General features: G+C 72.6%; 18 protein-coding genes. 8 read left to right on the plus strand and 10 right to left on the minus strand.

Going from position 1 to position 20,987, the window contains the following annotated elements:
- The first annotated feature begins 220 nt into the window (after positions 1–220).
- Positions 221–1,771: an FAD-dependent oxidoreductase gene (locus DQ392_RS24975; protein WP_114017943.1), complete on the plus strand. Its 1,551-nt coding sequence runs from the start codon at positions 221–223 to the stop codon at positions 1,769–1,771.
- Positions 1,772–1,856: 85 nt separating this feature from the next.
- Here DQ392_RS24975 and DQ392_RS24980 read toward each other — a convergent pair whose 3' ends face one another.
- The 5 genes from DQ392_RS24980 to DQ392_RS25000 form a co-directional block, all read right to left on the minus strand.
- Positions 1,857–3,674, minus strand: coding sequence for an acyl-CoA dehydrogenase (locus DQ392_RS24980; RefSeq protein ID WP_114017944.1), 1,818 nt, complete (start codon positions 3,672–3,674; stop codon positions 1,857–1,859).
- Between the two features lie 125 nt (positions 3,675–3,799).
- Positions 3,800–4,624: an SAM-dependent methyltransferase gene (locus DQ392_RS24985; RefSeq protein ID WP_281273035.1), complete on the minus strand. Its 825-nt coding sequence runs from the start codon at positions 4,622–4,624 to the stop codon at positions 3,800–3,802.
- A 49-nt stretch (positions 4,625–4,673) separates the two neighbouring features.
- Complete coding sequence (locus DQ392_RS24990) at positions 4,674–5,498, minus strand: SAM-dependent methyltransferase (protein ID WP_114017945.1); 825 nt, start codon at positions 5,496–5,498, stop codon at positions 4,674–4,676.
- Positions 5,499–5,571: 73 nt separating this feature from the next.
- Positions 5,572–5,835: a DUF397 domain-containing protein gene (locus DQ392_RS24995; protein ID WP_114017946.1), complete on the minus strand. Its 264-nt coding sequence runs from the start codon at positions 5,833–5,835 to the stop codon at positions 5,572–5,574.
- A gap of 4 nt (positions 5,836–5,839) precedes the next feature.
- On the minus strand, positions 5,840–6,697 hold the full coding sequence (locus tag DQ392_RS25000) for a helix-turn-helix domain-containing protein (protein WP_114017947.1): 858 nt from the start codon (positions 6,695–6,697) through the stop codon (positions 5,840–5,842).
- Between the two features lie 327 nt (positions 6,698–7,024).
- On the opposite strand from DQ392_RS25000, the gene DQ392_RS25005 reads away from it, so the two are divergent.
- Together DQ392_RS25005 and DQ392_RS25010 are read left to right on the plus strand one after the other, a co-directional pair.
- On the plus strand, positions 7,025–7,480 hold the full coding sequence (locus DQ392_RS25005; protein ID WP_114017948.1) for an ATP-binding protein: 456 nt from the start codon (positions 7,025–7,027) through the stop codon (positions 7,478–7,480).
- Positions 7,481–7,706: 226 nt separating this feature from the next.
- On the plus strand, positions 7,707–8,534 hold the full coding sequence (locus DQ392_RS25010) for an SAM-dependent methyltransferase (protein WP_114017949.1): 828 nt from the start codon (positions 7,707–7,709) through the stop codon (positions 8,532–8,534).
- A 33-nt stretch (positions 8,535–8,567) separates the two neighbouring features.
- Here DQ392_RS25010 and DQ392_RS25015 read toward each other — a convergent pair whose 3' ends face one another.
- From DQ392_RS25015 to DQ392_RS25030, 4 genes are all read right to left on the minus strand, one after another.
- Positions 8,568–9,470 (minus strand): helix-turn-helix domain-containing protein, encoded by a 903-nt coding sequence (locus DQ392_RS25015; protein WP_114017950.1) that lies wholly within the window; start codon positions 9,468–9,470, stop codon positions 8,568–8,570.
- Between the two features lie 262 nt (positions 9,471–9,732).
- The gene (locus tag DQ392_RS25020; protein WP_114017951.1) at positions 9,733–9,969 is read right to left on the minus strand and encodes a DUF397 domain-containing protein; all 237 of its coding nucleotides are present in this window, start codon (positions 9,967–9,969) and stop codon (positions 9,733–9,735) included.
- A 374-nt stretch (positions 9,970–10,343) separates the two neighbouring features.
- On the minus strand, positions 10,344–12,554 hold the full coding sequence (locus tag DQ392_RS25025; RefSeq protein WP_114017952.1) for a HelD family protein: 2,211 nt from the start codon (positions 12,552–12,554) through the stop codon (positions 10,344–10,346).
- A gap of 60 nt (positions 12,555–12,614) precedes the next feature.
- Positions 12,615–13,349, minus strand: a complete 735-nt coding sequence (locus DQ392_RS25030; protein WP_114017953.1) for a TetR/AcrR family transcriptional regulator — start codon at positions 13,347–13,349, stop codon at positions 12,615–12,617.
- A gap of 434 nt (positions 13,350–13,783) precedes the next feature.
- Between DQ392_RS25030 and DQ392_RS25035 the strand changes: the two genes are divergently transcribed.
- From DQ392_RS25035 to DQ392_RS25055, 5 genes are all read left to right on the plus strand, one after another.
- Entirely contained in the window at positions 13,784–14,818 is a 1,035-nt protein-coding gene (locus DQ392_RS25035; RefSeq protein ID WP_114017954.1) for an NAD(P)-dependent alcohol dehydrogenase, read from the plus strand.
- Between the two features lie 164 nt (positions 14,819–14,982).
- Positions 14,983–15,891: a universal stress protein gene (locus DQ392_RS25040; protein ID WP_114017955.1), complete on the plus strand. Its 909-nt coding sequence runs from the start codon at positions 14,983–14,985 to the stop codon at positions 15,889–15,891.
- Positions 15,892–16,160: 269 nt separating this feature from the next.
- Positions 16,161–17,675: a purine-cytosine permease family protein gene (locus DQ392_RS25045; RefSeq protein WP_114017956.1), complete on the plus strand. Its 1,515-nt coding sequence runs from the start codon at positions 16,161–16,163 to the stop codon at positions 17,673–17,675.
- 490 nt (positions 17,676–18,165) lie between these two features.
- Positions 18,166–18,951: an aldo/keto reductase gene (locus DQ392_RS25050; RefSeq protein WP_114018039.1), complete on the plus strand. Its 786-nt coding sequence runs from the start codon at positions 18,166–18,168 to the stop codon at positions 18,949–18,951.
- 14 nt (positions 18,952–18,965) lie between these two features.
- Positions 18,966–19,385 (plus strand): HIT family protein, encoded by a 420-nt coding sequence (locus tag DQ392_RS25055; protein WP_114017957.1) that lies wholly within the window; start codon positions 18,966–18,968, stop codon positions 19,383–19,385.
- A gap of 66 nt (positions 19,386–19,451) precedes the next feature.
- On the opposite strand, the gene DQ392_RS25060 is transcribed toward DQ392_RS25055, so the two are convergent.
- Positions 19,452–20,987 (minus strand): ATP-dependent DNA ligase, encoded by a 1,536-nt coding sequence (locus DQ392_RS25060; RefSeq protein WP_114017958.1) that lies wholly within the window; start codon positions 20,985–20,987, stop codon positions 19,452–19,454.

Genomic DNA, 20,987 nt, shown 5'->3' on the forward strand with positions numbered 1-20,987 from the left:
ACAGACTACCGACCGTCCCCGCGCGGACACACCGTAGCGCTCCGGATGCGGTGAGCGGGAGGAGTTGGCGGAATTCCGCTCGCCTCTGCGCGGTGAGGCAGCGGTTTTTCGGCCGGTTCCGGACGGTGACCCGGCCCGGAACCGGGGGTGAGCGACGCCCGAGGGGGAACGACACTGATGGACACACGGGGGACGGGCCCCGGCTGAAGGGAGCGCGGCGGTGACCACACTGCCCGTCGGATACGAGTCCTACTGGATGCTTTCAGCGGCGGCGACGCCCCACGAGCCGCTGCCGCCCGACAGCAGGGTCGAGGTGGACGTCGCCGTGGTGGGCGGCGGCATAGCGGGGCTGTCGACGGCGTGGGAGCTGGCCCGCGCGGGGCGGAGCGTCGCCGTACTGGAGTCCGACCGGCTGGCCGCCGGCGTCACCGGGCACACCACGGCCAAGCTCTCCGCGCTCCAGGGGCTGTCCTACAGCTGGCTGCGCGCCAACCGCTCGGCCGAGGACGCGCGCCTCTACGCGCTCTCGCAGCAGGGCGCCGTCGAGCACGCGGCCGCCGTCGCCCAGCGGCTGGGCGTCGACTGCGAGTTCGAACGGGTCCCCGCGCACACCTACGTCGAGTCGGCCGGACACGTGGCGGACATACACGACGAGGCCCGCGCGGCGGCCGAGGCCGGGCTGGCCGCCTCGTACGTGACCGCCACCGGGCTGCCCTTCCGGGTGCGCGCCGCCGTACGCGTCGAGGACCAGGCGCAGTTCCACCCGCGCAAGTACCTGCTGGCGCTGGCCGAGGACATCCGACGCAGCGGCGGACTGCTCTACGAGCGCACCCGCGTCGTCGCCCTGGACGAGGGCGAACCGTGCGTGGTGACGGCGGAGAACGGGGGCGAGGTCGCCGCCCGCGACGTGGTGGTGGCCACCCACTACCCCGTCTTCGACCGGGCCTTGATGTTCTCCCGGTTGCAGCCGCGCCGCGAACTGGTCATCTCCGCGCTGCTGCCGCAGGAGGACGATCCGCGCGGCACCTACCTCTCGCCGGAGCGCGGGACGCGCTCGGTGCGCACGGCTCCCTACCCGTTCGGGGACGGCAGGCGGCTGCTGATCGTCACGGGGGAGACCTTCAGCCCCGGCACACCGGGCATCGGTTCGGTCTCCGCCCGCTACGAACGCCTCGCCGCCTGGACCTACGAGCGGTTCCCCCGGGCACGTCTGGCACACCGCTGGGCCACCCAGGACAACGAGACCACCGACCGCGTGCCCTACATCGGCCGCTTCCACGCCGCCACCCAGCACACCTACGTCGCCACCGGGTTCGGCGGCTGGGGCATGAGCTCGGGCGTGCTCGCGGGCCAGCTGCTGGCCGCGCACATCACCGGTGGCGAGCTGCCCGCGTGGGCGGGACTCTACGACCCCGTCAGGCTCCGCCCGAGCGAGGGAGCCGCGCTGCTGCGGCTCCAGTCGACGGTCGCCCGCCGCTTCGTCGGCGACCGGCTGCGCCCCGGCTACGTGGACTCGGTGGAGGAGATCACCCCGGGGACGGGCGCCATCGTGCGCGTGCGGGGCAGGCGCTGCGCGGTCCACCGCACCCCCGAGGGCGAGCTGCGCGCCCTCTCGCCGCGCTGCACCCACCTGGGCTGTCTGGTGCGGTTCAACGACGCGGAGGCGGCCTGGGAGTGCCCCTGCCACGGGTCCCGGTTCGGCACGGACGGTTCGGTGATCCAGGGCCCGGCGACCCGGCCGCTGGAGCCGCGCGACCTGGGCGAGGAGTGACGCCCCCGCGCTCCGCCCCGGTGACCGGTCCCGAGCCGGTCTCCCGTGCCTGGCCAGGTCGCGCGGGCGAGCGGCCCCCGGCCCGCTACAGCCACGCGGGGTCGGTCTCCAGCACGACCGTCTCCCGCGCCGCCAGCAGGTCGAACTGCGGCCTCGTGCGCGGCAGCTCCGCGCGGAAGAAGTACCGCGCCGCCTGCCGCTTGCCCCGCAGGAACGCGTCGTCGGGCCCTGCCTTTAGTGTGGCCAGGAACTGGTCCAGCCAGATCCACGCCACCACGACATGCCCCACAGCCTCCAGGTAGAGGGACGCGTTCGCCAGCGCCACCTGAGGGTCACCGGGCTCCCACACGCGGGCCGTGGTGGACACCGCCCGCTCCCAGTAGGCCCGCAGCGTCGCGGCCAGGCCGGCCGCCTCCTCCCCGGCCGCCGCGGCGCGCTCCAGCGTCTGGCCGATGACGGCGCCCAGCGCCCGCAGCCCCTCGCCGCCGCCCCGCACCACCTTGCGGCCGAGCAGATCGAGCCCCTGGATGCCGTGTGTACCCTCGTGGATGGGGTTGAGGCGGTTGTCGCGGTAGTGCTGTTCCACGTCGTACTCGCGGGTGTAGCCGTAGCCGCCGTGCACCTGGATGGCGAGGTTGTTGGCCTCCAGGCACCACTGCGAGGGCCAGCTCTTGGCGATCGGGGTCAGCACGTCCAGCAGCAGCGCGGCCCGCGCCCGCTCCTCGTGGGAGGCGGCCGAGCGCTCTTCGTCGACGAGCTTCGCGCAGTAGAGCAGGAGTCCGAGGGCGCCCTCCACGTACGACTTCTGTGCCAGCAGCATCCGCCGTACGTCGGTGTGTTCGACGATCGGTACCTGCCCGGCGTCCGCGTCCTTGCCCGCGGCGGTCGGCAACCGTCCCTGCGGGCGCTCACGGGCGTAGGCCAGCGACTTGAGGTAGCCGGTGTAGCCGAGCGCCATCGCCCCCGCGCCGACGCCGATGCGCGCGCCGTTCATCATGTGGAACATGTAGGCCAGCCCGCGGTGCTCCTCGCCGACCAGGTGGCCGACGGCGCCCGCCTCGCCGCCGGGCCGGTGGCGGGCTCCCTCGCCGAAGTTGAGCAGTGCGTTGGTCGTGCCCCGGTAGCCCATCTTGTGGTTGAGTCCCGCGGGCACCACGTCGTTGCGCTCGCCGCGGGTGCCGTCGGCCTCGACCAGGTACTTGGGGACGACGAAGAGGGAGAGCCCCTTGACCCCCGCGGGCCCTCCGGGCGTGCGGGCGAGCACGAGGTGGACGATGTTCTCGGACAGTTCGTGGTCGCCGCCCGAGATCCACATCTTGGTGCCGAACAGCCGGTAGGTGCCGTCCTCGCGCCGTTCGGCCCGGGTCGCCACGTCGGCGAGCGACGAGCCTGCCTGCGGCTCGGACAGGCACATGGTGCCGAAGTAGCGGCCCTCCAGCATCGGCCGCACAAACGTGTCGACCTGCTCGGGCGAGCCGTGGGCACACAACAGCCGGGCGTTGCCGAGCGTGAGGAAGGGATAGGCGGACGTGCCGACGTTGGCGGCCTGGAAGTAGGCGAAGCAGGCGGTGCTGACGGCGTGCGGCAGCCCCATGCCGCCGAACTCCTCGTCCATGGCGGCCGCCAGCAGCCCCGACGCGGCGAACACCGCCAGCGCGTCGCCGACGTCCTCGTGCGTGTGCACCCGCTCGCCGTCGAACCAGGGCTCCTCCCGGTCGTTGCGCTTGTTGTGCGGGGCGAAGTGGTCCGCGGCGATGCGCGCGCTCAGTTCCAGCGCGTCGTCGAAGGTCTCCCGCGAGTGTTCCCGGTAGCGGGGGCGCTCGGTCAGCGCGGTGATCCTCAGCCAGTCGTGGAGCTGGAAGTCGAGGTCGCGGCGTGAGAGCAGGGTGGCGGGTGTGGCCATGACGGTTTTCCGATCCCCGGGAGCGGCGGGCGTGAGCGAGCGCCACGCCGTCGGCGGCGACGGCGCATGTCTAAGCGCTTGCTTATGTTCGCTTCCGCGTCAGGCCCTGTCAACGGCCGACCGGGTCACGGCTTGCGGGCCACCCCCGCGTGCAGCGTCAGCGCCTCCCTCGGCAGGCGCTGGGCCGGATCGCCGTCGGGCCGCCACAGGTGCGCCATCGTGACCCCGGGATCGAGGAGGTCGAGACCGTCGAAGAACCGGGCGACCTGCTCCCGGCTGCGCGGCACGAACGCCGTACCGCCCCGCTGGTAGATCCCGATCACGTCGTCGGCCCGGTCCGAGGTCCCGTCGTCCGGCAGGTCCGCGATGCCGTGGCTCAGGCACAGGAAGCTGCCGGGGGCCAACGGCTGGAGGAGCGCGGCCACGATGCCGTGGGGATCGCGGTCGTCGGGGACGAAGTGGAGGAGCGCGTTGACCGACAGGGCCACGGGCCGGCGCAGATCCAGGGTGTCGCCGAGCTCCGCGGCGCCCAGGATGCTCACGGGATCCGTGACGTCGGCGTGGAGGTAGGCGGTGCGCCCCTCGGGAGTGCTGCGCAGCAGCGCGTGGGCGTACTGGAGGACGATCGGGTCGTTGTCGGTGTAGACGACCCGCGCCCCGGGGAGCACCGACTGGGCGATCTGGTGCAGGTTGGGTTCGGTGGGGATGCCGCTGCCGATGTCGAGGAACTGGTCGACACCGTGGTCGGCCGCCAGCGTGCGGGTCACCCGCGCCATGAAGTCGCGGTTGGCACGGGCCGCCGCCACGATCTCGGGGAGCACGGAGACCACCGCCTCGGCCGCCCGTACGTCCGCCTCGTAGTGGGTCTTGCCTCCGAGGTAGTAGTCGTACATCCGCGCCGCGTGCGGTCTGGTCGTGTCGATCGGTGGCGCGTTGCTGTGCTCGGGCACGTGCTTCCCCCTCCGTCGTCCGTGCGTGCGTCCCCCCGGCCGTGCTCCCTCAGGGCTTGCGGGCCACCGCCGCCAGCATGCTGGGCTGCCCCTCCTTGAGCTCTGTGGTCTGCCCCGGTTCCGGGCGCCAGTAGTGGGCCATCACGAGGCCCGGCTCCACCAACTCCAGGCCGTCGAAGAAGCGAGCGACCTCGGCGCGGTCGCGCAGCCGCAGCGTCGTCCCGACCTTGGCGTACATCTCCTCGACTGTCCGGCCCAACTCGTCCAGCGCCGGATCGCCGACGTCGGCCGCAGCGTGCGTCAGACACAAGAAGCTGCCGGGGGCGAGTGGTTCGAGGAGTGCGGCGACGATCTCGTGGGGGCCTGCCGCGTCGGGGAGGAAGTGGAGGATCGCGTTGATCGACAGGGCCACCGGGCGGTTGAGGTCGAGGGTGTCGCGGACCTCCGGGGAGTTCATGACGGCGGCGGGGTCGGTGATGTCGGCGTGCAGATAGGCGGTGCGGCCCTCGGGGGTGCTGCTCAGCAGCGCGTGGGCGTACTGGAGGACGATGGGGTCGTTGTCGGTGTAGACGACGCGGGCGTCGGGGGCGGCCGACTGGGCGACCTGGTGCAGGTTGGGCTTGGTGGGGATGCCGCTGCCGAGATCGAGGAACTGCCGGATGCCGTACTCGGTGGCCAGGGTGCGGGTGACACGGGCGATGAAGTCGCGGTTGGCTCGCGCTGCCGCGACGATCTCCGGCACCGTTTCGATGACCGCCTCGGCTGCCTGGACGTCCACTTCGTAGTGGGTCTTGCCACCCAGGTAGTAGTCGTACATCCGTGCCGAGTGCGGCTTGGTGGTGTCTATGCCGGGGAGGTTTCCCTCTGCCGTCATGCGGCCTCTCCGTTCTCCGGTCCAGTGCTGGCGGGCGGCTCACCGCTCGGTGGCGCCACCCGGGGTCGTCGCGTCAGTCGGAGGCCAGCAGGAAGTCGGCCACGCCCTGCTTGGCGCCCTGGAGGAAGGTTTCGAACTCGTGGGTGGTGTAGATCAGCGCCGGACCCTCCGGGTCGGTGGACTGGCGCAGGGCGACCCGGCCGTCGCCGAGCTTCATCGCCTCCACGCAGCTGCCCCCGTTGGTGCCGCTCCACGGCTTCTGCCAGCCCTCGGTGCCGAGGTTCTTGGCCGGCATGCCGTTGTATATGTGGGGGCGGGTGTGGCCTGTGTGACCCATGGTTCTAAAACTCCTTGCGGATCTCACCGAGGACGGTCTCGGTGTGTGGTACTGGCGCGGCCTGCGCGCCCATGCGGTCCAGCACCTCCAGGTAGGCGGCGGTGTCCGGACGCTGGTCCAGGTACGTGGCCCCCGTCAGGCTCTCCGTGTAGACGATGTCCGGGAGCTCCGGAATGTCGAAACGGAACAGCTGGAAGGGCCCGAACATGCCGGGATGCGCACCTGAGGTGAACGGGATGATCTGGAGCGTGACGTTCTGCTGCCTGGTCATCTCGGCGAGGTGGTCGATCTGGCCCCGCATGACCTCGGGAGAGCCCACGTGGCGCCGCAGCACCTGCTCGTCGAGCACGGCCCACAGCACCGGAGCCTGCGGGCCCTCCAGGAGCCGCTGGCGCCCCATGCGCAGCTGGACCCGCCGGTCCAGCTCCTCCTCGTCCGCGGCGGGGAACCCGGTGCGCAGCAGCGCACGCGCGTAGTCCTCCGTCTGGAGCAGCCCGGGAACGCAGTGCGGCTCGTACGCCCTGATCAGGCTGGCCTCGCCCTCCAGGCTCACGTAGAGGCTGAACCAGGCGGGGAGCACGTCGCGGAAGCTGTGCCACCAGCCGGGCTGGTTCGCCTCCTCCACCAGGGCGAGGAAGGAGGCGGCCTCGTCGGCGGAGAGGCCGTACATGCGCAGCAGCTTCTCCACGTACGGGGGCTTGAGCCCGACCTCAGCCTTCTCCATGCGGCGCACCGTGGTCGTGTTCACGCTCAGTGCGTGCGCGGCTTCCGCGAAGGAGCAGCCCGCGCGCTCCCGCAGATCACGCAGGCGCAGGCCGAGCACTATCTGCCCCACAGTCGGCGCGGAACGGGCCTCGGCCACTACTGCCTCCTCGACTTGCCTCCCCGGGCGGACCTCGATGCGTGAGCAGTCTGCCATGGCTCTCGTGCAGCAGCCATACTGCCCATTCGATTCTGCGAATTGCAGAACTCCTCTTGCCATCTGTGAATGAGGCTGCGCATAGTGAAGAGCGTGACCCAGCTCATGCAGCTGCGGCACCGGAGCCGCACACCATCGTCCGCATCGCCGGAGGGCCTGCCAGCAACAGCCCCCCGGCTCACTCACGCGTGCGCCAGCGCCTCTGAAGCCCGTGCGGAACACCTGCCGGCAGCCGTCCCCACACCCCACAGGTAGACGGAAGGCGATCCCGTGGCCCCCTCGTATCCCCCTGCACAGCTCTCCTCACCCGCACCGGCCGCCGTGGCCGACGAAGGGTGGCAGGAGGGGTTCGAGCTTCCGGCACACACCTCGTCCGTGGCCCGCGCCCGCGCCCATCTGCGCAGCCATCTGCACCGCTGGGGCTTCCCCGAGGACCTCGGGCACACGGCGCAGCTGGTCATCTCCGAGTTCGTCACCAACGCCGTCCTGCACACCGACACGGGGCGCATAGGGTGCAGCATCCATCTCGACGGCAGAAGGCTGCGTATAGAGGTCACGGACGAGGGCACCCAGACCCGGGCCCCGCAGCCGCGCAGCGCGGGGCCCGACGAGGTCAACGGCCGCGGCCTCCAGCTCGTGGGCGCGCTCGCCCAGCGATGGGGGGTATCGGCCCGGGAAGCCCGGTGCGGCCGCGTCGTCTGGGCGGAGCTGGGCACGACCGGCTGAGCGGTACGGCGACGGCTGAGCCGCGCCACGCGCCAGGGGAGGGGCACGCCTGGGGCGCGTCGCAACCGCCCGGGTACCTCCCGGTATGTTCCGCGCGCCTGCTCGATTTCCCCACGTGACAGGCCGATTGACGTGGTCCAGACCGCTCCGGCGTGTCATGCTTCCCGCAAGGGCAGGCGCACGCGCTGGCAGAGTGCGCGATGCACGGGGAAGACGTGGGGCACCGATGCGGGAAGAGCTGGCCGGGGCGGACGATCTCGGAGTGGACGCGGTCGACGTCACCGTTCCGAGCGTGTCCCGGATGTACGACCACTACCTGGGCGGCAAGGACAACTACGCCGTCGACCGCGAGGCCGTCGCGGCACTGGACCGCAAGGTCCCGGGCACCCGCGCGCTCGCGCTCGACAACCGCAGCTTCCTGCGGCGCGTCGTCCACGTGCTCACCCGGGAGTACGGGGTGCGCCAGTTCATCGACCACGGCTCGGGCCTGCCCACCCAGGACAACGTCCACCAGGTCGCCCAGCGGGTGGACAGCGGCGCCCGCGTCGTCTACGTCGACAACGACCCCATCGTCCTCGCCCACGGCCGCGCCCTGCTGGAGGAGAACGCCCGCACCGCGGTGATGCGCGCTGACATGCGGGACACCGACGCGATATTCGACAGCCCCGAGGTGGGCCGGCTCATCGACCGGGGCGAACCCGTCGCGCTGCTCTTCGTCTCGGTGATGCACTGTCTGCCCGACTCCTGCGACCCGGCGGCCCTCGTACGACGGGTCATGGCACGGGTGCCGTCCGGCAGCTTCATCGCGCTCAACCAACTGGTCAGCCTCGACGCGGAAACCCGGGACTTCGTCACCGACTTCATGGGCCGCAGCACCCAGGGGCAGTGGGGCCGCGTCCGCGAACCCCACGAGGTGGCCGGCTACTTCGCCGGGCTCGACGTGCTCGACCCGGGGCTGGTCGAGATCACGGGCTGGCGCCCGGACTCGGACCTGTGCTGCCGCCACACCGACGACGTCTGGTTCGAGTACGGAGGAGTGGCCCGCAAACGCTGATCCGCCGGGGCCGTGGCGCCCGACGCCGGGCGCTCAGTACTCGCTGAGCAGCTTCTCCAGGAACGTCAGCGTTCTGGCCGGGGGATCGGCCATGGCGCACAGGCGGTCCATCACCACCAGGTAGCCCTCCACCTCGTCCCGCTTCTCCAGGTAGAGGGAGCTGGTGAGTTGCTCCAGGTAGACGATGTCGGGCAGGTCGGGTTCCAGGAAGCGGAGGATGGTGACCGGACCGCCGGCCGCGGCGAGGCCGCCCAGGCTGAACGGAGCGATCTGCAAGGTGACGTTGGGCCGCTGCGCCGCCTCGATCAGATGCTCGATCTGGTCCCGCATCACCTGGCGGGAGCCGAGCGGGCGGCGCAGCGCCGCCTCGTCCATCACGGCCCACAGCCGGGGGGCGTGCGGCTGGTCGAGTATGGCCTGCCGCTCCATGCGCAACTCGATGCGCCGCTCGCTGCGCCGCGCGTCGTCCCTGGGGTGGCCGAGACGGATGACCTCGTGCGCGTACTGACGGGTCTGGAGCAGGCCGGGGACGAACTGCACCTCGTACATGCGGATGATGGAGGCGGCCTCCTCCAGCCCGATGAGCCGGTCGAACCACGGCGACATCACGTCGCTGTACTTCTGCCACCAGCCGGGGGAGCCCGCCTGGCGGGCGAGCGCGAGATACTCCTCCCGCTCCTGGGGGTCCCACACCTCGTACAGCGTCAGCAGGTCGGCGACGTCGCGTTCCTTGCAGCCGACCCGGCCGAGCTCCAAGCGGCTGATCTTGGCGTGCGAGCCGCGGATCGCCTCGCCCGCGTCCTCGCGTGAGATGCCCCGCTCCTCGCGAAGCCGCCGCAACTGGGTGCCCAGGACGATGCGCAGGATCGTCGGACCGCCTCTGGGGTGGTCGAGGATGCGTCCCGGCGACGCCTCGCGCCGCGGCTGTCCTGCCATCGCGCCCGCCTTGCTTCCCTGAGTGACTGTCCGGACGCTCAGTGTCCCATTCTGCTCACCGGGCGTACAGCCATACCGGTGACGTGACCGGATTCAGCGGCTCGTGTGGCAGTACGGCGTTCCTGTGAGGCGAGTGCGGCGGTGTGGCCCCCGGCGCGGGGTGGTGCGCCGGTGCACACGTGAGCCGCCGCCGCACGTCCGTGTCGTGCGGCGGCGGCGCCGTGGGGTCCTGCTGTTCAGCCGGGGGTGTGACGGGTCAGCTCTAGCTCTCCAGCAGGTCGTCGAAGTCGCCGTCCTTGGCGCCCTGGACGAACGCCGCGATCTCGGCGGGGGTGTAGACCAGGGCAGGGCCCGAAGGAAAGCGGGAGTTGCGCACCGCGACCCCCCGGTCGGGAAGGGCGGCCACCTCCACGCAGTTGCCGTTCGGGTTGCTGCGGCGGCTCTTGCGCCACACCGCGCCTTCGATCCGGGTGGCCTCGATGCCGTTTTCGATCTGCATGTACGTCTCTCCCTACGTCACTTGCGTTTCCCCCGTGGGCGGTTGCGACATCGAAAAGCGTCTCACAGCCGGGCGTGGTTGCATCTGTACTTGCATCTGTACTTGCAGAAGTAAGTGCGGACCCGCCACAATGCCCGTCGTACTGCACCCCTGTACCTCTGGGGTCCCAACTCCGCCGCTCGACAACGGAGTTCACGATCATCCGTCCGCCTACAGGAGCTCCAGTGACCACACCAGGCGCCCGACCCCCCGCCGCAGCGGACCCGGTGGAAGACGGTTCCGACGTGGACAACCCCCTCACGCGGCTGCTTCTGCTGCTGGAGATCGCCGATCGGCCCGACTGGCTCCGCGATCTCGCAGCCACAGGAGGGGCCTCACGCGCGCACGGCTGCCGGTAGCTCCCGCGCGCCGACGATCTCCAACCGCGAGACCGCGCGGGTGAGCGCGACATAGAGCCGCTGAAGGCCGCGGGGCCCGCTCCGCGCGATCTCGGCCGGCTCCACCAGTACGACGTGGTCGTACTCCAGGCCCTTGGAGAGCTCGGCGCCCACGACGGTGACCCGGGCCGCCGACGCCTCCTCGCCCGCTGCGCGGGGAGCCGACGCCTCCTCGCCGGGCTCCGCGGACGGGACGCCCGCGGCGGACAGAGCGTCCCGCAGCGCGGCCACCCGCGCCCCGGCGGCGATCACCCCGACCGAGCCCTCCCGCTCCAGCGCGCCCCGTACCCGCTCGGCCACGACCGCCGGCACCTCGGCGGGCGCGGACACCGGCACCCTCGTCAACTCCCCGCCCGGGCGCAGCGACCGCGCGGCAGGCACCCGCACCCCGAGTGAGCCGAGCAGCCGGTTGGCGACCTCGACCAGCGCAGCGGGCACCCGGAACCCCGTGGTCAGCGGCGTGAGGACCGCGTCGGGCGCGCCCAGGTGCGTCAGCTGCGATCTCCAGTCGCGGGCCGCCCATGCGGTGGTGCCCTGAGCCAGGTCGCCCAGCACGGTCAGCGAGCCGAAGCGGCTGCGGCGCGCCAGGATGCGGCACTCCATGGGGGAGAGGTCCTGCGCCTCGTCCACCACCACGTGCCCGAAGCTCTCCTCGGGGTGCTCGATCAGCCCCGCCACCTCGTCGAGCAGCAGCAGATCGGCCCGCGACCAACGTGCCGTGCGGGGCGTGCGCGGGCGGCGGCCCGCCCACAGCAGGGCCCGCTGCTCGTGTGCCTCCAGCAGCCCCTCGCCCGCCGCCGCCAGCACCCGGGGGTCGCCGAGCAGACCGGCGACGACCTCTTCGGGCCGCGTCCTGGGCCACACCGCGTCCAGGAAGGCGGTGAGCTCCCTCTTCCTGCCCATGCGGCGCAGCCACTCGCCGCCCGGCGGTCCCGCGCGGCGCTCGGCGCGGTCGCGCAGCAGCGCGACGGTACGCGCCCGCACCCGTTCCCTGCCGACCTCGTAGGGCGGCTGTTGGGCCAGCGTCTCCTCGACGATCGCGTGCAACTCCTCCTCGTCGAGCCGCCACCGGTAGGAGCCGTCCGGCACCGCGAGCGGCCCGTCCGGCAGCCGCACCCGTGCGTACAGGGCGCGGTGCAGCACGCTCGCCATGCGCGCGTCGTGCTTCACCTCCACGGCGTCCGGGGCGTCCTCGGCCGTCACCTCGTGCGCGGGCAGCAGATCCGCCACCGTGCACTGGCGCACGCCGCCCTCGCCGAGAGAGGGCAGCACGGCGGAGATGTAGTGCAGGAACGCCGCGTTGGGTCCGACGACGAGGAGCCCGCCGCGCTCGATCCGGCGCGGGTAGGTGTAGAGGAGGTAGGCGGCGCGGTGGAGTCCCACGGCGGTCTTGCCCGTGCCGGGCGCGCCCTGGACGCACAGGGACGTTCCGGGGCCCGAGCGGACCAGGTCGTCCTGCTCGGGCTGGAGGGTGGCGACGATGTCGCGCATCGGTCCGACGCGGGGGCGCTCGATCTCCTCGGCGACGATGCCGCTGCTCAGCGCCGAGGCGGTGCCGTCCCCGCCGGCTCCCGCGTCGGCCAGCGGCTCGTCCTCCAGGCCCGTCAAGTCCGCGGCCGTGCCCGGGCCGCCGGGCGCCCAGCCGAACCGGCGGCGCGAGCCGACGCCCTGCGGGGCGCGGGCCGTCGCCTGGTAGAAGGCGCGCGAGACGGGCGCCCGCCAGTCCAGCACCAGCGGCGGGGCCGAGGGGTGTGCGCTGACCCGGCGGCGGCCGATGTAGTACCGCTGGCCGCGGTGTTCCCCGGCCTCGTCGCCCGCCGGACCCTCGCTGCGGAAGTCGAGCCGGCCGAAGAACGGCGGCCCGTCAGGCTCTTCCCGCACCTCCTTGGCGCGGCTGCGCAGGTACCGGCCCAGCGCCTCGGCGCTCGCCCCGTCTCCCGCGACGCCTTCCTCGGCGGCGTCGCCCGAATGGCGGCCGGTCACCACGCCCGCGCCCTCCCGCACCCGCTGACGGGTGGCGGCGTCCGTACGGTCGAGCGCGGCCCGGCAGGTGTCGGTGTAGGCGCGCTCAGTGGCCAGTTCCGTGGCCAACTCGGCGGCCGGCTCGGCGCCGGGAGCGGCGTCGTGGGTGGGGTCTTCCCCCGGCATGGAACGCTCCTCTTCGTGGTGGGTGCCGCGCCGCCCTGTGGCGGGGCGCGGCGGTGGTGGTCAGGCGTACGGGGCCAGGCCGGTGCGCAGGAGGGCGAAGGCGTGGACGGCGTCCTCGCGCGCCGTCACCAGGCAGCGCTCCGCGCTCGCGCCGCGCGCGACGCGGCGCCAGTTCTCCAGCGCGAGGACGCGCTGGGCGGTGATGATCTGCCCGGCGGCCAGCCGTGCCGTCAGGGCCGCGCGTCCGGCGCCCGAGCCGTGCGCCGAGCCCTGTGCCGGCTCGTCGCTTGGCCCGGCGCCTGAGCTGTCCGCCGAGCCGCTGCTCGGGCCGTCGTCCGAGCCGTCGGCCACCCCGGCCAGCTCGGCGGCCAGCGCCGCCTCGGAGCGCGCGGTATAGGAGTGCAGGCGGGCCACCAGGCTGGGGGTGCCGTACAGCAGCCGGTGGAAGGCGAGTACCTCCGGGTCGTCGCACAGCCCGGTGACCGGGTCCCGGGCGTCGAGCCCGGCGAGGAAGTGCGCCTCCAGCGCGCCGAGCGGTGCGGCGCCCGGTGTGCGGGCGGCGACCACCCGCGCCGCCTCGTCCTCGTGGTCGGCGAAGCGGTGGAGGGCCATGTCCTCCTTGGCGGGGAAGTAGCGGAAGAGGGTCGGTTTGGAGACCTCGGCGGTGTCCGCGATCTCGGACACGGAGACGGCGTCGAACCCCTTGGCCAGGAAGAGGGACACGGCCGCGTCGGAGATCGCCTGGTAGGTGCGCTGCCGCTTGCGCTCGCGCAGCCCGGAGGGGGATTCGCTCATGGGGACGACCGTAGCAGGGAAATGTAACCGAGTTACATTCATAACCGGGTATCTGCATGGCGGGCAACGTGTCCGCGTTCCCTTTGCGGCGGCCGTGACGTGCTGCTGTAGTGGAGTTGAGCCCGCTCGCGGCGCGGCGCGGACCAGGCGGGGGCGGCCGGCAGTCAGGACAGGTCGCGACCTGGACTGCCACTCCGCGGCGGCCGGCCACGGCATCCGTGCCGGCCGGCCGCCGCGGAGCACGCCGACGGTGCTCGGGGACCGACCGACCACACCGAGCGGCGGCCGGAAGCCGGCAGCCAGACACCGAAGCCGCCGGCCAGAAGCCGCCGGCCAGAAGCCGCCGGCCAGAAGCCGCCGGCCAGAAGCCGCCGGACAAAGTCGCCAGCCAGGAGCCACCTGCCAGGAGCCACCGCCTCGAGCCAGGAGCCCGTATGAAGGCCCTCCAGTACCAGCGCATCTCAGAACCGCCCGTCCTCACCACGGTGGAGGATCCCGAACCCGGCCCAGGGCAGGTTCTGCTGGAGGTCACCGCGGCCGGTGCCTGCCACTCGGACTTCGCCGTGATGGGCATGACCGCGCAACAGCTCCGCTTCCCCCTTCCGCTCACCCTCGGCCACGAGGGTGTCGGCACGGTCGCGGCGCTGGGCGAGGGCGCGGGCGGTGTCCAGGTGGGGGAGTCCGTCGCGGTGTACGGGCCCTGGGGCTGCGGTGTCTGCCACAACTGCGCCCAGGGCAAGGAGAACTACTGCCTGCGCGCCGACCGGGAGGGCATCTTCCCGCCGGGGCTGGGCGCGCCGGGCGCCATGGCCGAGTACCTGCTCGTCGACGACGCGCGCCACCTGGTGCCGCTGGGCGACCTCGATCCGGTCACCACGGCTCCGCTGACCGACGCCGGGCTCACCCCTTACCACGCGGTCAAGCTGTCGGTGCCCAAGCTGGTCGCCGGGACCACCGCCGTCGTCATCGGCACCGGCGGCCTCGGCCACATCGGCATCCAGCTGCTGCGGGCCATGACCCCGGCCCGCGTCGTCGCGCTGGACGTCGCGGAGGAGAAGCTGGAGCTCGCCAGGAACGTCGGCGCCCACGAGGCGCTGCTCTCGGACACCAAGGCCGCCGACCGGATCCGCGAGCTGACCGAAGGGCAGGGCGCCACCGCCGTACTGGACTTCGTCGGCGTCCCGCCCACCACGGCGCTGGCGGGCCAGAGCGTGGGCATCGAAGGTGACGTCACGCTCGTGGGCATCGGCGGCGGCTCGCTGCCCGTCGGATTCGGCATCCTGCCGTACGAGACGACGGTGCGCTCCCCGTACTGGGGCAGCAGGTCCGAGCTGGAGGAGGTGCTGGCCCTGGCGCGCCGAGGTGTGCTCGACATCCACGTCGAGCGGTTCCCCTTGGACGAGGCGCCGCGCGCCTACGAACTCCTGCACGAGGGCAAGGTCAACGGCCGCGCCGTGATGGTGCCTTGAGGTGCGCAGGGCGGCTCGCCGTCTGCGCCGAGTGCCCAGCGGCCCGCTGTCCCGGCCGTTTCCGCCGTGCCGCGCCTTCTCCCGTGACCGCGCCGTGTGACCGACACTGGCGGGGTACCCGGCCCTGACGCGAGGACGTCTCAGGACGCGAGGAGAAGAAGGACATGTCGCAGACCAATGAGCGCTCCGCCGAGGCGCCCGCCCCCTCGACCGGCCGCGTGGTGGTCGGTGTCGATGGTTCCCCGCACTCCCTCCGCGCGCTGGACCGGGCCGCCGACGAGGCCGTCCGCCGCGGCGCCGAACTGGAGGTGCTGTGCGGCGGTGCGCCGCCCCGGCGCAGCGTCGTACCCGAGACGGACTCCGACACCGAACGGATCCGCCGGGCCGGACAGGAGGTGGCCGACGCCGCCGCCGAGCGGGCCCGCAAGCGCGTGCCCGGGCTGACCGTCACCCCCGCGGGGGTGCGCGAGCCCGCGGTCGACGCGCTGGTGCGGGCGAGCCGCACGGCCGACCTCACCGTGGTGGGCACCAGGGGGCGCGGTGGCTTCCGCGGCCTGCTGCTCGGCTCGGTGGGCCTGCGGCTCGCGGCGCACGCCGCCGGGCCGCTGATGGTGGTGCGCGGGGAGGTGCCCGAGCCCGGCACGGCGCGGGTCGGTGACACGGTGGTCGGGCTGAAGTGGGCCGGAGCCACCGAGCCGGTCGAGTTCGCCTTCCAGTCGGCGCGGCGCGACGGGTCGACGGTGTGGGTCGTGCACTCCTGGAACTATCCGACGCTGCCCGGGGTGTCGCTGAAACTGTCGCCCAAGGAGCCGTCGGAGGAGACGAAGCGCGCGGAGAAGTTCCTGGCGGAGGCCGTAGAGCCGTTCCGGCAGCGCTACGGCGACGTGGAGGTGCACACCGCGCAGCACCAGGGCGCGGCGGCCGAGAACCTGCTCAGGCTGAGCGACGGCGCGGAGCGGATCGTGCTGGGCGTGCGGCGTGAGCACCGGCGCCTCGGCCTCCAGGTGGGCCCCGTGGTCAACGCGGTCCTCCAGCACGCGGCGTGTTCGGTGGTGCTGGTGCCGGTGCCCTGAGGGGCCGCCGCCCCTCGGCGGACCGGCTCCTCACCCCCTCGATGCTGCGGGTCGCCTCCCGGCGTGGTTGTCGTTCCGCTTCCGTCGTCCGGCCCGCTCTCCGGGCACCTCCCTCCGTTTCGTAGGATCGCCCGAAGCGGCGGGGGTCGATCGTGTGGTTCTGTACGATAGAGGGCGCAATGCAACGCGCGTAGAGTCCCCTCACGTCCTGGTCAGGACCCTGCAATGACGCACGTCGCACCAGAGAACCACGCACGGAGCCCCATCCCATGGCAGTTCGTCCCGGCGTAGCCGGCGCCGACGGCGCCGCTACGGCGCCCCCTTCGGCCTCCTCGGCCGACCCTTCCGCTTCCGCCCCGGCGACCGCCGCAGCCGTCGACGAAACCGTCGAGACCCGAGGCATCGAGCCCGTACCCGACCACGAGCGGCGCGGCCGGGTCCGCGAACTGTTCCCCACCTGGGTTGCCGCCAACATCAGCGTCCTGCTGCTCACCATGGGCGCCGGGCTGGTCGTCTTCAACGGCCTCAACTTCTTCCAGGTGCTCCTCGCGGCCGCCATCGCGGGAGCCGTCTCCTTCGGCCTGGTCGGGCTGCTGTCCGTCTCCGGCAAGTGGGGCGGCGCGCCCGGCGCCATGCTCTCCAGGGCGACCTTCGGCGTACGGGGCAACTACTTCCCCGGCATGATCCTGTGGGTCGCGCGCTTCGGCTGGGAGACGATCAACGCGGTCACGGGCGCGTACGCCGTGCTCACCGTGTTGCGGCTGCTGTTCGGCATCGAGAGCAACACCCCGCTCATCGTCGTCACGCTGCTCGTGTTCGTCGGTGTGACGTTCCTCGTCAGCGGCATGGGCCGCAAGGTCCTCAACATCTGCAACACCTGGTCGACCTACCTGTTCGGGGTCTTCACCGTCCTCGTGCTGGCCTACCTGGTGACCACCATCGAGTGGAGCGAGGTCTTCTCGCGCCCCGCGGGCGGCACGGCCATGTTCATCGCGGGCATCGGCACCATCGCGGCCGGCGGCATCAGCTGGATCCCCACAGGCCCCGACTTCGCGCGCTACCTGCCGCACAGCGCGGAGGGCCGCAAGATATTCGGCACCACCATCTCCGGGGCGCTGCTCGTACTGGTGCCGATGGTGCTGATGGGCGGCGTGATGTCGTTCAAGGACCCCGCGCTGGCCAAGACGAACGACCCCGTCTCCTTCCTCGGCGAGGCCCTGCCCGGCTGGCTGGCCGTGCCGTACCTGATCATCGCCCTGATCGGCATGGTGCTCATCAACAGCCTCTCCATGTACTCCGCCGGATTCACCGCGCAGACCATGGGCGTCAAGCTGCCCCGCGCCTGGGCCGTCTCCATCAACGCCGTGATCAGCCTGGTCGGCGGACTGCTGCTGATGCTCGTGGCCAAGAGCTTCTACGGCTCGTTCATCTCCTTCCTCTCGCTGCTGGCCGTCTCCTTCTCCGCCTGGGTCGGCGTCTACGCCGTGGACATGCTGCGCCGCCGGCACAAGACCGTCCGCTACGACGCGGCCGGGCTGCTCGACACCTCGCGCACCAGCCGCTACTGGTACGTCGGAGGCTTCTGCTGGCAGGCCATGACGGCCTGGGGCGTCGCCCTGCTGCTCGGGCTCGGCTTCACCAAGTGCGAGTGGTTCGCCGGCCCGCTGGTCGACACCTGGATCGGCAAGAACGGCCTGGGCTGGGCCGCGACGGTGCTGCTGGCCGCGGTGCTGTTCGCGGTGCTGCCCGCGCCCCGCGAGAAGGAGCTGCGGACCGCCGCCTGAGCCGACCGGCCCCCGGCCGAACGGGACCAAGCCTGCTGGCCTCAGCCGGCCGCGCGGGCTTCGGATGGCCTCCGGGCCTTCTGGCCTCGGGGGCCTTCCGGCCTCGGGGCCTCCGGGCCTCCGGGCCTTCCGGCCGTGTGGCCTACTGGCCCCCGGCCTCTTGGTGCCCGGGCGCTCGTGCTCCGGCCTCCCGGCCCGCCTCCACCCCCCGGCCCCCGGTACCCGACCCCTGGCCCCCGGCCCTCCGCCGGGGGCCAGGGCGTGCTCTCGGGCCAGTCGGCGGCAGGCGACCGCCCTGGTCGGGGCGGGGGCTCTCGGGGGCGTGTCCGGGGGAGGGCTGCGGCGCGGAAGGGGGCGGTGTGTGCGTGAATGGACCGCGGCGGGCCGGGCAACCCGGCCCGCCCACGCCGCCGGAACCCAGAGCGAGAGCCGAGGTCGCACCGTGAACACCGCACACGTCCCCACCGTCCTGCTGAACAGCGGCACGGAGATGCCGCAGCTGGGGTTCGGCGTCTACCAGGTGCCGGACGACGAGGCCGCGGAGACCGTCGCCGCGGCCCTGGCGGCGGGATACCGCAGTGTCGACACCGCCGCCCTCTACGGCAACGAGGGCGGCACGGGCAAGGCGCTGCGCGAGTCCGGCGTCCCGCGCGAGGAGCTGTTCGTCACGACCAAGCTGTGGAACACCGACCACGGCCACGACGTCGCGCTCCGCGCTTTCGACGACTCGCTGGAGAGGCTCGGGCTCGATTACGTCGACCTGTATCTGATCCACTGGCCGGTGCCCTCCAAGGACCTGTACGTGCAGACGTGGCGTGCGCTGGCCGAGATCCACGAGAGCGGGCGGGCCAGGGCCGTCGGCGTCTCCAACTTCGAGCCCGAGCACCTCACACGGCTGTTCGAGGAGACCGGTGTGGTGCCTGCCGTCAACCAGATCGAGCTGCACCCCCGCCTCCAGCAGCCGGAGTTGCGCGCCTTCGACGCCGAGCACGGCGTGCGCACCGAAGCCTGGTCGCCACTGGGCCGCGGCAACGGCGTCCTGGACGATCCCGCCGTACGCAGGGCCGCGGCCAAGCACGGCAAGACCCCGGCCCAGGTGGTGCTGCGCTGGCACATCCAGCTGGGCAACATCGTCATCCCGAAGTCCGTGACGCCCTCCCGCATCAGGGAGAACCTCGACCTCTTCGACTTCGAACTCGACGGCGACGACCTGCGGGAGATCCAGCGCCTGGAGACCGGCACCCGCGTCGGCCCCGACCCCCGCACCCTGAGCTGACGGGCGGCATCGCCATGGCCACCGCAGCGGAGTGCGTCTTCTGTCAGATCGTCGCCGGTGAGCTGCCCGCCCACCGCATCCACGAGGACGGTGCCGCCGTCGCCTTCCTCGACCAGCGTCCCCTCTTCCCCGGCCACACCCTGGTCGTCCCGCGCGCCCACGTGGAGACGCTGACCGACCTGGCGGAGGAGTCGGTCGGCCCGTACTTCACCGCGGTGCGCCGCGTCGCCGCCGCCGTCGAGCGGGGCATGGAGGCGGACGGGTCCTTCGTGGCGGAGAACAACAGGATCAGCCAGTCGGTGCCCCACCTGCACACGCATGTGGTGCCGCGCCGCCGCAAGGACGGTCTGCGCGGCTTCTTCTGGCCGCGCCACCACTACGCCGACGAGACGGAGGCCCGCCGGGTCGCAGCCCGCGTCCGGGCGGAAGTGTGAACCGCCTCGGCGGCGTCGCGCGCGGGCCCGGCGGCGCGGGCGGGCCCAGTGGCGCAGGCCGCAGGATCAGCGGAGCATCGCGGTGACCGTCTCCACGGTGTCGGCCTCCTCGGGGCGCTTGTCCTCGCGGTAGCGCACCACGCGTGCGAACCGCAGCGTGACGCCTTCCGGATAGCGGGTGGAGCGCTGCACCCCGTCGAAGGCGATCTCCACGACCTGCTCCGGACTGACCCGTACCCCCCAGGCGGTGTCCTCCAAGGACAGCTCCCCGAGGCGTGCGGTCTGCCAGGTCAGCAGCGCGTCGGTCAGGCCCTTGAACGTCTTGCCGAGCATGGCGAACGTGCCGTCCTCGCGGCGCGCTCCCAGGTGGAGGTTGGACAGCTTGCCCGCGCGCCGCCCGTGCCCCCACTCGGCGCCGAGCACCACCAGATCGAGGGTGTGCACCGGTTTGACCTTCAGCCACGAGGCCCCGCGCCGTCCGGCGGAGTAGCCGGCGTCCAGCGCTTTGACGACCACGCCTTCGTGGCCGCGGGCCAGTACCTGTTCGGCGAACCCCCGTACGGCTTCCCGTGCCCGCTCGTCCTGCGGGTCGGGTACCGGCACCCTGCGCACCCGCCGCTCCTCGGGCAGCACCCGGGCGAGCGCGGCGTGCCGCTGCACCGACGGCTTCTCCAGCAGGTCCTCGCCGTCCAGCGAGAGGACGTCGAAGAAGACCGGGTACAGCGGCAGTTCGCTGCTGGCACCCGCCACGTCGAGCCGGGAGGCCACACGTCCCGAGACCTCCTGGAAGGGGCGCGGCCAGCCGTCCTCCCCCAGGGCGATCACCTCCCCGTCGAGCACCGCCCGGCCGGCGTCGGCCTGCCGGGCGGCCTCGGCGGCCTCCGGCAGCCGGTCGGTGATCTCCTCCAGGGTGCGGGTGTAGACGCGCACCAGGTCGCCGTCCTTGTGCACCTGCACCCGGATACCGTCCAGCTTCTCCTCGACCGCGCAGGGCCCCAGCTTGTCGAGGGCCTCGTCCACGCTCCGCGCGGTGTGCGCCAGCATGGGCAGCACCGGCCTTCCCACCTCGAGCCCGAACCGCGACAGCGCCGCGGGCCCCTCGGCCAGCAGCGCCTGCGCGACCGTGCCGAGCGAGCCGCCGAGCATCACCGCGCGCCGCACCTCGCCCGGCTCGGCGCCGATGGCGGCGGCCAGCCCCTCGACGGCGAAGGCGTCCAGTGCGCCCTGCCGCAGCTCGCCACCGATCAGCCGTACGAGGAAGTGCTGCTCGTCCTCGGTGGCCCGCTCCAGCAGCGCGTCCAGCTGCCGTTTGCGCGCCGCCTGCGCCCCCTTGCCGCTCACCCGGGCCAGCGCTGCGAACGCCGCGTCGGTCTCGGCGATGGTCAGCGTGGGCCGCGCGGCGGGCGGCGGCAGCTCGCCCAGGGTGCTCCAGCCGACGCCGGTGCGGCGCTGGGGGAGACGCCCGGCGAGGTAGGTGACCACGACGGGGACCTCGTCGGGTCCGGTACGCCCGAACAGCTCGGCGAGCAGCGCCACCTTCTCGTTGCGGCCGGACGCCTCGGTGATCCGGGCGGACGTCTGTGCGATGTCTGCCAGCAGCAT

The sequence above is a fragment of the Streptomyces reniochalinae genome (genome assembly GCF_003323735.1).
Taxonomy (GTDB): Bacteria; Actinomycetota; Actinomycetes; order Streptomycetales; family Streptomycetaceae; genus Streptomyces; species Streptomyces reniochalinae.